The 12,688-nt window shown below is 76.2% G+C and carries 4 protein-coding genes and 2 pseudogenes; all 6 read right to left on the bottom strand.

Going from position 1 to position 12,688, the window contains the following annotated elements:
* Nucleotides 1–1,888 (bottom strand): MupA/Atu3671 family FMN-dependent luciferase-like monooxygenase (locus AXW62_RS47450; RefSeq protein WP_442267814.1); only part of this gene is annotated, 1,888 nt, incomplete at its 3' end.
* 84 nt (nucleotides 1,889–1,972) lie between these two features.
* A pseudogene (locus AXW62_RS47445) lies at nucleotides 1,973–2,614 on the bottom strand (AMP-binding protein); the annotation flags it as partial.
* 57 nt (nucleotides 2,615–2,671) lie between these two features.
* Nucleotides 2,672–4,171, bottom strand: a pseudogene (locus AXW62_RS47440) (condensation domain-containing protein); the annotation flags it as partial.
* Complete coding sequence (locus AXW62_RS14915) at nucleotides 4,168–7,566, bottom strand: non-ribosomal peptide synthetase (protein ID WP_060944967.1); 3,399 nt, start codon at nucleotides 7,564–7,566, stop codon at nucleotides 4,168–4,170. The gene AXW62_RS14915 and the pseudogene AXW62_RS47440, both read right to left, overlap by 4 nt.
* Before the next feature lie 11 nt (nucleotides 7,567–7,577).
* Entirely contained in the window at nucleotides 7,578–11,024 is a 3,447-nt protein-coding gene (locus tag AXW62_RS14910) for a bifunctional LLM class flavin-dependent oxidoreductase/SDR family oxidoreductase (RefSeq protein ID WP_159060882.1), read from the bottom strand.
* 20 nt (nucleotides 11,025–11,044) lie between these two features.
* A partial coding sequence (locus tag AXW62_RS14905; protein ID WP_159060881.1) for an acyltransferase domain-containing protein occupies nucleotides 11,045–12,688 on the bottom strand: 1,644 nt, incomplete at its 5' end.

Below are 12,688 nucleotides of genomic sequence, written 5' to 3'. Positions count from 1 at the left end.
GGGGGGGGGGGGGCAGCGCCCGCCGGTCCACCTTGCCGTTCGGCGTGCGGGGCAGCTCGGGCAGCTCCCGCAGCGTGGCCGGGAGCATATAGGCGGGCAGCCGCTCGGCGAGGTGGGCGCGCAGAGAAGGGACGTCGAGCCGGGCGCCGGGCCGGGCCACGGCGTATCCGGCGAGCCGCCGGTCCACACCGTCGCCGTGCACGGTGGCCGCGGCCTGGGCGACGTCCGGGTGGGCGCGCAGGGCCGCCTCGACCTCACCGAGTTCGACGCGGTGGCCGCGCAGCTTGACCTGGTGGTCGGTGCGGCCGATGAACTCCAGGGTGCCGTCGGGGCGGTAGCGGACCAGGTCGCCGGTGTCGTACATGCGCGCGCCGGGCGCCGGGGCGAACGGGTCGGCGGTGAAGCGCTCCCCGGTCAGCTCGGGGCGGCCCAGGTAGCCGCGGGTCACCCCGGCCCCGCCGATGTACAGCCGTCCGGGGACGCCGATGGGGACGGGGTTGCGGGCGGCGTCCAGGACGTACAGGGCGGTGTTGGCGACGGGCCGGCCGATGAGCGCCGGGCCGCCGGGGTCCACCCGGTGGGTGGTGGACCAGATGGTGGTCTCGGTCGGCCCGTACATGTTGTGGACGCGGGCCCGGGTCAGCCCGGTGAGCCGTTCGGCCAGCGCCGAGGGCAGCTCCTCGCCGCCGAGCAGCAGCAGCTCCAGCCGGGCGAGCGCCTCCGGGCCGCCGGGTTCGGCCAGGATCATGGCGGCCTGGGACGGGGTGCACTGGAGCCGGGTGACCGCGTGCCGCTCGATCAGCGCGGGCACGGTGGGCCCGCTCTCGGCGCCGCGGGCGGAGTGCAGTTCGCGGGCGCGTGCCAGCAGCGGCAGGGCGTCCAGGACCGTGTCGTCGTCCAGTCCGAAGTCGATGAGGCAGGCGACCTCGTCGACGCCGGTGTCGGCGATGGTGTCCAGGGCCTCGGCGGCCCGTTCCGGGGTGCCGAAGAGCGCTGCGGTGTCGTAGAAGCGGTCGAAGGCGTGGTCCAGGAGGGTCTGGAGGTCCTCCTCGGGCAGCGCGTCGAGGTCGCCGCCCAGGCCCATGGTCCGGGCGAGGTTGCCGATCAGGCCCAGGGAGGAGGCCAAGTAGGCGCGGAAGGGCCCGCGCACCCGCTCCCGGACCGTCTCCGGGTCCTCGCCGAGGAAGGTGTGCACCATCAGGGTGACCCGGCCCGGCCCCCGGTGGCCGGCGTCGGCCCTGGCCTGCCGGTAGGTCCCGATCTTGGTGGCGAGGTCGGTGAGGTCCTGGCCGAGCAGATGGGTCAGCACGTTGGCGCCGGACTCACCGGCCGCCCGGAAGGTGTCGGGGCTGCCGGCGGCGGTGACCCACAGCGGCAGTTCGGCCTGGACCGGCCGGGGCAGCGCGCGCACGGCGGTGGGGGCGCCCTCGCCGTTCGGCAGTTCGACCGCCTCGCCCGCCCACAGGGCGCGCACGGTGTCGATGCCCTCCAGCATGATCCGCTTGCGTCCGGCGTAGGTGCCGGGGGCCAGGACGAAGTCGTCGGCCTGCCAGCCGGAGGCCACCGAGATGCCGGCCCGGCCGCCGGAGAGGTTGTCCACGACCGCCCACTCCTCCACCACCCGCAGCGGGCTGTGCAGCGGCAGCACCACGCTGCCCGCGCGGATCGCCACCCGTTCGGTGACGGCGGCCAGCGCGGCGCCCACCACGGAGGGGTTGGGGTAGATCCCGCCGAAGGCGTGGAAGTGCCGCTCCGGTGTCCAGACCGCCTCGAAGCCCTGGCGGTCGGCGAACTTCGCGCCCTCCAGCAGCAGCCGGTAGGCGCCGGGCGCCGACCGGCCGGAGGACTCGGAGGCGCAGGCGAAGTAGAACAGGCTCAGGTCGGCCACCTTGCCGGGGCGGCTCCCCGGCCGCCGTCCGGCGTCCGGCCGCAGCACCACGGTCGAGCCGTGGGTGAGGGTCCACACCAGCTCCAGCACCGAGATGTCGAAGGAGACGGTGGTGACGCCCAGCCAGGTGCCCACGGCCTCCGGGCCGAACTCCTCGCTCATGGCGGCGCAGAAGTTCACCACGTTGCGGTGCTCGACCATGACGCCCTTGGGGCGGCCGGTGGAGCCGGAGGTGTAGATGACATACGCCAGGTCCCCGGGCCCGGCGGCCCGCGGGCGGGAGGGGGCCGGCCGCGCCGCCGGGGCCGGCTCGTCCAGGCAGAGCACCTCGGTGCCGTCCGGGACGGCCAGGGCGGCGCGCAGCGCGGAGACGGTGAGCACCAGGGGCGCGCCGGCGTCCCGGAGGATGTCGTCGTTGCGCTCGGCCGGCGCGGCCGGGTCCAGCGGCAGATAGGCGGCGCCCGACTTGAGCACCGCGAGCACCGCGGTGACCAGGTCCGGGGTGCGCGGCAGACACAGCCCCACCAGGGTTCCGGGGCGGGCGCCGTGCGCCCGCAGCCGCTGGGCCAGCCGGTCCGCGGCCGTGTCGAGTTCGGCGTAGCTCAGGCCGCCGTCGCCCTGGACGACGGCCGGCCGGTCCGGGGTGGCGGCGGCCTGCCGCTCGACCAGTTCGTGCACGGTCGCGGCGGGGACGTCGAGGGCGGTGTCGTTCCAGTCGGTGACCATCCGCCGCCGCTCGGTCCGGTCCAGCAGCTCCAGCCGGGAGAGCGGGGTGCCGGGGGCGGCGACGGCGCCCTCCAGCACGGTGCGCCAGTGGCCGAGCCAGCGGCGTACGGTCGCCGCGTCGTACAGGTCGGTGGCGTACTCCAGGGTGCCGCGCAGCCCGTCGGGGCCCTCCTCGGCGATGAGGGTGGTGTCGAACTTCGCGGTGCCGGTGTGCGTCTCCTGGAGCCGGCAGCGGAAGCCGGGCAGTTCGAAGGTGTCGGCGGTGGCGTTCTGGAGGATGAACATGTGCTGGAACAGCGGGCTGTGGCTGAGCGTGCGCTCCGGTTGCAGGATCTCCACGAGCTGCTCGAACGGCAGGTCCTGGTGGTCGAAGGCGGCCAGTGAGGTGGCCTTGACCCGCTCCAGCAGCTCCGTGAAGGCGGGGTCGCCGCCGGTGTCCACGCGCAGCACCAGGGTGTTGACGAAGAACCCGATCAGCGGCTCCACCTCGGGCCGCGGCCGGCCGGCCACCGGGGTGCCGACCGCCAGGTCGGTGGCCGCGCCGAGCCGGGAGAGCACCAGCGACCAGGCGGCCAGCAGCACCATGTACGGGGTGCAGCCGTGGCGGCCGGCCAGCGCCCGCACGCCGCCCAGGAGTTCCGCGGGCAGGTGGTACGGCTCGGCGGCGCCGCGGTAGGACTGGACGGCCGGGCGGGGCCGGTCGGCGGGCAGGTCCAGCAGCGCGGGCAGTCCGTCCAGCCGCTGCCGCCAGTAGGTGACCTCGTCCGCCAGTGCCCCGGGGGTGAGGTGGGTGCGCTGCCAGGCGGCGTAGTCGGCGTATCCCACGCTGAGTTCGGGCAGCCCGGTGGGCTCGGTGCCCCGGGCGTGGGCGCCGTAGAGGGTGAACAGCTCGCGGTAGAGGACGCCGAGGGACCAGGCGTCGGCGCTGATGTGGTGCACGGACAGCAGCAGATGGGCGCGGCCGGGGCCGTCGTGGACCAGGACGGCCCGCAGCAGCGGGGCGGTGCCCAGGTCGAACGGGAGCCGGGCCTCGGCGGTGGCCAGTTCGGCGACGCTCTCCCCGGGGGCCAGGTGGCGCTCGGGCAGCGGCACCGGGACGTCCTCCACGACCTCCGCGTACGGCTGCCCGTCGCCGACGCGCACCACGGTGCGCAGCGCCTCGTGGCGGCACACCAGGTCGTTCAGGGCGCGGCGGAGGGCGGTCACGGCGGCGGTGTCGAGCCGGCCCTCCAGGGTCACCCGGCCGGAGAGCACATAGGCGGCGGCGCCGCTGTCGGGCAGCATCTGCGCCATCACCCACATCCGCTGCTGCCCGTAGGACAGCGGCAGCGGGCCGGCGGCCCGGTCCAGGGGGGTGACCGGCGGCCGTTCCGCGGCGCGGCCGGCGCGCGCCCCCTTCAGCAGGGCGATCAGCTCGTCGCGGCGAGCGGTGATCCGGCCGCGCAGTTCGGGGTCGAGGGCGCCGGGCGGGGCGCTGAAGCGCAGCCGCCCGGCCTCCTCCCACAGCCGGATGTCGCGGTCCCGCAGCTCCGCGAGGAGTTCGACGGGTGATGTCACAGCTCTCCCTCTTCCCGGGTGTCGTCGGTCCCGTCGGTGGCGGTGGACGGGCCGCCGGCGGCCCACCGCAGCGTCTGAAGGCTGTCGGCGACCCCGGCCACGGTGGGGTGGGCGAAGACGACCTGCGCGGTGAGGTCCACGCCGTGCTCCTCGCTCAGCCGCAGCGCGGCCCGGGTCACGGCGAGCGAATGGCCGCCGAGGTGGAAGAAGTTGTCGTCGGCGCCGACCTGCCGGACACCGAGCACCTCGGCGAAGACGGCGGCCACGGACTTCTGCAGCGGGGTGCTGGGCTCGGCGCCGCCGGAGCGGGTCCGGTCCGGCTCCGGCAGCAGCTTGCGCTCCACCTTCCCGGCCACGGTCAGCGGCAGGGCGTCCAGGGGGACGAAGTCGGTGGGCACCATGTACTCGGGCAGCCGCTCGGCGCAGTGCCGGCGCAGGGTGTCCGCCGCCGGCCGCTCGCCGTCGGCGGGCACCACCCAGGCGATCAGCGCCTGGGCCGCGCCGGTGCCGCGCGCCTGGACGACGGCGGCCCTGACACCGGGGTGGGCCAGCAGCGCCGCCTCGACCTCGCCGGGCTCGACCCGGAAACCGCGCACCTTGACCTGGTGGTCGATGCGGCCGAGGTACTCCAGCGCGCCGTCGGCGCGGTAGCGGGCGAGGTCTCCGGTGCGGTACATCCGCTCGCCGGGGCGGAACGGGTCCGGGACGAAGCTCTGGGCGGTCAGGTCCTCGCGGTGCAGATAGCCACGGGCCAGGCAGTCGCCCGCCACGCACACCTCCCCCGCGACCCCGTGCGGCACCGGGGTGCCCTGGCCGTCCAGCAGGTAGATCCGGACGTTGTCCACCGGGCGGCCCACCGGGGGCAGCGGCTCCCAGTCGGCGGGGGTGGCGGGGAGGGTGTGGGAGGCGATCACATGGGCCTCGGAGGGCCCGTACTGGTTGTGCAGCACGGCCGGCACCCGCTCGAAGAAGGTGCGCAGTTCGGCGGTGGTCCGCAGCTGCTCACCGGCGGTGAAGACCTCGCGCAGCCCGGTGGGCCACCGGCCGCGGGCGGCGGCGACCTCGGCGAGCTGCTGGAGGGCGACGTAGGGCAGGAAGAGCCGGGTGATGCCCTGCCGCTCCAGGTAGGGCAGCAGCCGCAGCGCGTCGCGGCGGGTGTCGGCGTCCACCAGGACCACGGTGCCGCCGGCCGCCCAGGTGCCGAAGGTCTCCATCATGCAGATGTCGAAGTGGAGCGGGCTGAACTGGAGCACCCGGTCGTCCGCGGCGAACGGGAAGGCGCGGGTCTGCCAGGCCAGCAGGTTGGCCAGTGCGCCGTGGCGCATGGCGATGCCCTTGGGGCGGCCGGTGGAGCCGGAGGTGTAGATGACGTAGATGAGGTCGTCCCGGCCGGTGACCGGGTCGAGTCCGGCGGCGTCCTGGCCGGAGAGGTCGAGGGTGTCCAGCCGCAGCGGGACGGCTCCGGCGGGGACCGTCAGGGGCGCGTCGCTGAGCACGACGGGGCAGCCGGCTTCGAGGAGCATCTCGGCGGTCCGCTCCGCCGGGTGCTGCGGGTCCAGCGGCAGGAAGGCCCCGCCCGCCTTCAGGACGGCGAGCATGGCGACGATCTGCCGCACCGAGCGGTGGGCGTAGAGCCCGACCAGGGTGCCGGGGGCCACGCCCTCGGCCATGAGCAGCCGGGCCAGTCGGTTGCTCTCGGCCTCCAGTTCGGCGTAGGTCAGCGTCTGCCCGCCGAAGGCGAGCGCGGTCGCTTCGGGGCGCAGCCGGGCCTGTTCGGTGAGGTGGCGGTGGACGGGCCGGTCGAGGTCGACCGGGTGTTCCTCGCCCCGCCCGGTGGCCAGCGCCGCCTCCCGCCGGCCGGGGGTGAGCAGCGGCAGCCGGCGCACCGGTGTGCCGGGGTGGTCCAGGGCGGCCCGGGTCAGCGTCTGGAAGGCGGCGGCCAGGCGCTCGGCGGTGGCCCGGTCGAAGAGGTCCTCGGCGTACTCCAGGGAGCAGGTCAGCGAGGCGCCGCGGTCCTCGGCGAACAGCGTCAGGTCGAACTTGGAGGTGCCGTTGTGCACAGCCTCGCGGGCGACCTCGAGGTCCGCCACCCGCCCGCCCTGATAGGGGCTCTCGTAGTAGGTGAGCATGTTCTGGAAGACCGGTGCGTGGCTGAGCGAGCGCCGCGGCTGGAGCTCGGCCACGATCCGCTGGAAGGGCACGTCCCGGTGGTCGAACGCCTCCAGGAAGGTGTGCTGCACCCGGCCCAGCAGTTCGGTGAAGGCCGGCTCGCCGGTGAGGTCCACCCGCAGCGGGAGGGTGCCGACGAAGAAGCCGACCAGCGAGGCCGTCTCCGGGCGGTCCCGGTTGCTGACCGGGGTGCCGACCACCACCTCGTCCGCGCCCGCGTACCGGGCCAGCACGGTGGCCCAGCAGGCGAGCAGCAGCACGTACGGGGTGACCCGGGCGCGCCCGGCCAGTCCGGCGATCCGCGCGGTGTCCTCGGGGCCGAACGCGAAGTCGACCAGTCCGCCGCGGAAGGACTGGCGGGCCGGCCGGGGGCGGTCGGTGGGCAGCTCCAGCAGCGGCGGCGCGCCCTCCAGCCGCCGCTTCCAGTAGTCCAGCCGGCGGTGCACGGTGACCGGCGAGAGCGCCTCCCGCTGCCATGCGGCGGCGTCGGCGTAGTGCAGGGACAGCGGCGGCAGGACGGCCGGCTCGGCGTCGGCCGCGTACAGCGTGAACAGCTCCCGCAGCAGCACCGAGAGCGACCCGGCGTCGGCCGCGATGTGGTGCACCGAGAGCACCAGACGCGCCTCCTCGGGCCCGGTGGTGACCAGCAGGGCGCGCAGCATGCGGCCCTCGGCGAGGTCGAAGGGCCGGCCGGCCGACTCGGTCACCAGCCGGGCGAGTTCGGCGTCCCGTTCGTCCTCGGGCAGATGGCCGAGGTCCACCCGGCGCACCGGCGGCGGGGCCTCCTCGAGCACGATCTGCTCGGGGGTGCCGCCGGGTCCGGTGCGGTAGGCGGTGCGCAGCGCCTCGTGGCGGTTGGTGAGGAGGGTGAGGCAGCGGATCAGCAGATCGGTGCGGAGCGGGCCGGTCAGCCGTACCCCGCCGCTGATGACGTAGCTGGGCTGGTGGCCCTCGACCTGGTCCAGCAGCCACAGCGCCTCCTGGCCCGGGGAGAGCGGGACGGCGCGGCCGTCGCGCGGCCGGGGGGTGATGGGCCCGGCGGCCCGTGCCTCGGCGGCCAGGTGGGCGAGCACCCCGGGCTTGTGGGTCCGCAGCAGCTCGCGCAGCCGGGGGGTGAGCGCCCCCTTGGCGGCCGACACCCGCAGCTCGTCGCCCTGGGCGGTCAGCCTGACGCGGGCCGCGGCCAGCTCCTCCAGCAGGGCGGCGAGTTCGGACGGCTCGCTCATGGGTCCCCCGTTCACAGCGTGATCTCCTCTCGTTCCTCGTCGCCGTCCGGCCCGTCCAGCACCTCGGCGAGCAGGTCGAGTACGTGCTTGGTGAGCTCCTCGACGCTCGATCCCTCCAGGAAGCGCACCATCGGGACCACCACGCCCAGGTCGGCCTTGAGGCGGTTGCGCAGGTCGAGCGACATCAGCGAGTCCAGGCCGAGTTCGGTGATGGGCTGCTGGGGGTCGATCGCCCGCGGGTCGGTCCCCAGGACGGCGGCGAGCCGCGCGGTCAGGTGTCCGGTGACGATCTCCGTACGGCCCTCGGCGCCGGCCTCGGCGCACTGCCGCAGCAGTTCGGCCGAGCCGGTGTCCCCGGCCTCGCCGAGGAAGCCGGCGAACTGGCGGGTGTGGCGGGCGGTGGGGAAGGCGGCGAAGACGCCGGACCAGTCCAGGCGGGCCACCGTGACCTGCTCGGGGTCCTGGGAGAGCACCCGGTCGAAGACCTCCAGGGCCTCGGCGGGGGTCATGCTGCCCACGCCGACGCGGGCGAGCTGGTCCAGGCCGTCCTCGCGGACGGCCATGCCGACCCCGTTCCACGGGCCGTATCCCAGGGCGATGCCCGCGCCGCCGGCGGCGCGCCGGTGGTGGGCGAGGGCGTCGACGAAGGCGTTGGCGGCCGCGTAGTTGGCCGCGCCCACGCCGACCGGGCCGACCACCGCGGGCAGCGCCGAGACCAGCAGGAACATCCGGGCGTCGGCGAACACCTGGTGGAGGTTCCAGGACCCGGCGACCTTGGGGGCGGCGACCTCGCGCAGCCGCTCCGGCTCCAGACCGCTGAGCATGGCGCCCTTGACGACGCCCGCCAGGTGCAGCACACCGGCCACCGGCGGCAGACCCGCCTCGGCGAGCTGGTCGCGCACCGCCTCGACCTGGGCCCGGACGGACACGTCGGCGGTGGCGACGTGCACCCGGGCGCCGAGCGCGGTCAGCTCCTCCACGGCGGCGCGCTGGGCGTCGGTCCTGATGCCGCCGCGTCCGGTCAGAGCGAGGAAGCGGGCGCCGCCCCGCACCAGGCGGCGGGCCAGCACCAGGCCGAGGTCGCCGAGGCCGCCGGTGAGCAGATAGGTGCCGGCCGGGTCGAACCGCGGCGGCGGGTCGGCGGGCGCGGTCAGGGCCCGGGCGCGCACCAGGCGCGGGGCGAGCAGCCGCCCGCCGCGCAGGGCGAGCTGGTCCTCGGTGCCCTCGCCGCGCCCGGCGGTGAGGACGGCGGCCACGGTGGCGCCGTCGGCCGGGGTCGTGTGGTCCAGGTCGACCAGGCCACCCCACAGTTCGGGGTGTTCGGCGGCCAGCACCCGGCCCAGGCCCCACAGCGGGGACTGGAGCACACCGGAGACGGTGACGGCCGCGCCGCCCGCGGGCTGGGTGCCCCGGGTCAGCAGCCAGATCCGTCCGGCCCGGGTGGGGTCGTCCAGTTCCAGGGCGCCGCGGATCAGGGCCAGCGCCGCCTCGGTGCCGCCGCGCTGCGCGGCCCGCACCTGGTCGGTGGTGGTCGCGGGCGAGTCGGGGGCGTCCAGCGGCCACAGCATGGCCACGCCGCGAAGCGGCCCGGCCGCGACGGCCCGGTACAGCGCGCGCCGCACCTGGGTGGCGTCGGGCGGGCCCTCGGCGTGGACGACCTCGGCCCGGTGGCCGACCGCGGTGAGCGCGGCGGCCACCGTGTCCCCGGTGCCGCCGGCGTCGGCCAGGACCAGCCAGCGGCCGGGCTCGGGGTCCTCGGGCGCCCGCGCCGCGGCCACGTCGGTCCAGTCGGTGCGGTAGCACAGTTCGGCGCCCACGTCGGCGGGCTCGTCGGCGGACTCCACCCGGCGCATCCGCAGCCCCTCGGCGCGGGCGACCGGACCGGTGTCGTCGTAGAGCGCTACGTCCGCGACGAGTTCGCCCTCGGGCTCGGCCTCCGGGGTGCGCACCACGTGTGCGTACACGGTGCCCTCGGGGCGCCGGTACGGCTCGAGGGAGCGCACCCCGACCGGCAGGGCGAGTACGGCGGTGCCCTCCCGCGCCTCGGTCGCGAGCGCGCCCAGCAGCAGGAACGCGTTGTCCAGCAGGGCCGGGGGGAACTCGTACGCGTCGTCCTCGGGCCCGGTGGGCATCCGCAGCCGGCCGAGCACCTCGCCCTCGCCCAGCCAGATGCGCTCCAGGCAGCGCATCCGCGGACCGTATCCGGCGCCCGCCGCCCCGACCCGGTCGAAGAACTCGCCGACGTCCACCTCGGTGACGCTCCGGGCCTTGATGGCCGCCATGTCGGTGTGCCGGGCGGGGCCGTCCGCGGGCCGCTCCGCCCGCTCCCCGCCCAGTGGGAGCGGCGCGGTGGCCGGGGCGGCGCCCTCGCGGCGCGCCCGGGTGGCGTCCAGCACCTGTCCGTCGTGCTCGGCCAGCTCACGCAGCCGGTCCAGGTGCGGCAGGCCCGCCAGCACCTCCCCGGCGGGCGGCCCGAAGTCCAGCAGGCAGGCGACCTCGTCCACGCCGATCCCGGCCAGCCGGCGGACCAGCGGCAGACAGGACCCGGGGGAGCCGATCAGCGACCGGGAGGAGGCGAACCGGTCGTAGAGGAAGCCCGTGAACTGGGTGAGCTCCTCCTCCGGCAGCGCGTTGACGTCGATGTCCTCGCCCCGGCCCCGGCTGCGCGCCAGCCCCTTGAGCAGGCCCAGGTTGCCCTTGAGGTAGCGGACGTACGGCTCCCGGGCCAGCTCGGTGGCGGCTTCGGCGTCGCTGCCCACGAAGGTGTGCAGCATGACCGTGACCCGCCCCTCCGCGGCCGGGAACCCGGCCTCGGCACGGGCCCGGCGGTAGCGGGCGATGTTCTCCGCGAGCCCTTCGACGCCCTGGTCCAGCAGATGGGTCAGCAGATGGGCGCCGGCCCGGCCCGCCCTGGCGAAGCCGGCGGGCGAGCCGGCGGCGGTCAGCCACAGCGGCAGCTCCGGCTGGATGGGGCGCGGATAGGTGCGCACCCGGATGGGCCTGCCGGTGCCGCTGGTGGCCGGGGCGGGTTCGCCGCGCCACAGCGCGCGCAGCACCGGCAGCGTCTGCTCCAGGTGGTCGTCGCGGGCCGGGTAGCGGTCCGGGAAGAAGGCGAAGTCGTCCGGGTTCCATCCGGTGGCCAGCGACAGGCCGGCCCGTCCGCCGGAGAGGTTGTCCACGACCGCCCACTCCTCCGCCACCCGCAGCGGGTCGTGCAGCGGAAGCACTACGCTTCCGGCCCGCAGCCCGATCCGGCTGGTCTCCCGGGCCAGCGCCGCGTGCAGGACCGCCGGGTTGGGATAGAGCGAGCCCAGCGGGGTGAAGTGCCGCTCGGGCACCCAGACGTTGAGGAAACCGTGCTCGTCGCCGAAGCGGGCGCTCTTGATGAGCAGGTCGTAACGGTCCGTCCCGTTCAGGGAGTTCTCGTCGCTCGCGAAGAACATGAGGCTGAATTTCATGGTGTGCGCTCCCCCGTTGCTCACCTGTGTGCACCGGCACCGGCCACGGCCTTCCCCGGTGCGGGGCCCTCCGCCGGGCCGGCCGCCGGCCCGGTGGTGCGGACCAGCCTGGCGGTGGCGTGCCGGGTCCACCCCGAGGCGTCGTCGGTGCCGCGGCTGTGGACGCTGAAGGCCAGCGGCCGGCCCGGCTCCCCGCGCAGGCCCACCTGGACGACGCGCGCCCCGTCCGGGGGCACGCTGAGCACGCTGTGGTAGGTCACGTCCCGGAGCGTGTAGGTGCCCTCCGGGTCCAGTTCGCGGGCGGCGGCCAGCGCCATCTCGATGTAGCTGGTGCCGGGGGCGACGACGCGCCCCTGGATGCGGTGGTCGTCCAGCACCGCCACCTGGTCCCGGGACAGCGAGCGCTGCCATACGGTCCGGCCGGGGTCCCCGGCGATCCCCGGCAGCCGCCGGCCCAGCAGCGGGTGGCGGCCGGCCGGCTGCTCCGCCCGGGCCCCGTCCGGGTGCCCGCCGCCGGTGACCGCGGTGTCCCCGCGCACCTCGTCGGGCAGCCAGAACCTGCGCCGCTGGAAGGGGTGGGCGGGCAGTGCGGTCCGGCGGCCGCCGCGGCCGGCCCGCACCGCCCGCCAGTCGATGGGCACGCCCGCGGTCCACGCCACGCCCAGCGCCTGGGCCAGGGCGCGGCCCTCGGCCCGGCCGCCGCGCAGCGAGGAGACCCAGGTCCCCCTGGCCGCGGCGGCCTTGGCGGCCCGGCGGGCCAGCGGGGCCAGCACGGCGTCGGGGCCGACCTCGACGCCCAGCGCGCAGCCCTCGGCGACGAGCGTGGCGATGCCGTCGGCGTAGCGCACCGCCCGGCGCGTCTGGTCCACCCAGTAGTCGGCGGTGGCCATCCGCGGCCCGGCGAGCGCTCCGGTCAGCGAGGAGACCAGCGGCAGCCGTGGCGGACGCATCGGCACCCGCTCCGCCGCCTGCCGGAACTCCTCCAGCACCGGGTCCAGCAGCGGGGAGTGGAAGGCGTGCGAGGTACGGATCTCCCGGGACTGCCGGCCGCGCTCGCGCAGCGTCCCGGCGATCCGCGCGACCGCGCCGGCCTCCCCGGAGATCACGACCTCCTCGGGGCCGTTGACGGCGGCCACCGCGACCCGGTCGGCGTACGGTTCGAGCGCCGCGAGCACCTCCTCCTCACCGGCCCGCACCGCCCGCATCGCGCCGCCGGGCGGCAGGCCCTCAAGGAGCCGGGCCCGGGTGCCCAGCAGGGTCAGCGCGTCCTCCAGCTCGAACACCCCGGCCAGGCAGGCCGCGACGTACTCGCCGACGCTGTGGCCGAACAGGTAGGCCGGCTCCGCGCCGAACGAGCGCCACAGGGCGGCCAGCGCGTACTCCACGGCGAACAGGGCGGGCTGCGCGTACTCGGTCCTGGCCAGCGCGTCCGCGTCGCCGACCACCCGGTGCGGGTCGAAGCCGAAGCGGTGCTCCAGGACGCGGGCACAGGCGTCGAACGCCTCGCGGTACACCGGCCGGTCGCGGTACAGCTCGCTGCCCATACCGGCCCGGTGGGAGCCCTGTCCGGTGAACAGGAAGGCCAGGGCCGGGGCGCGGCGCGGGGCGTGGCCCACGGCCACGGCCGCCGACGGCCGGCCGCGCTCGGCGAAGCGCGCCAGCGC

The sequence above is a fragment of the Streptomyces hygroscopicus subsp. hygroscopicus genome (assembly GCF_001553455.1).
GTDB classification, from domain to species: Bacteria; Actinomycetota; Actinomycetes; order Streptomycetales; family Streptomycetaceae; genus Streptomyces; species Streptomyces hygroscopicus.
Note: the sequence above shows the minus strand (reverse complement) of the source record. Positions and strands in the feature narration are given on the sequence as shown.

Coding starts and splice junctions, on each gene's coding strand:
- AXW62_RS14915 (WP_060944967.1), bottom strand. CDS start 7,566: ATGAGCGAGCCGTCCGAACTCGCCGCCCTGCTGGAGGAGCTGGCCGCG.
- AXW62_RS14910 (WP_159060882.1), bottom strand. CDS start 11,024: ATGAAATTCAGCCTCATGTTCTTCGCGAGCGACGAGAACTCCCTGAAC.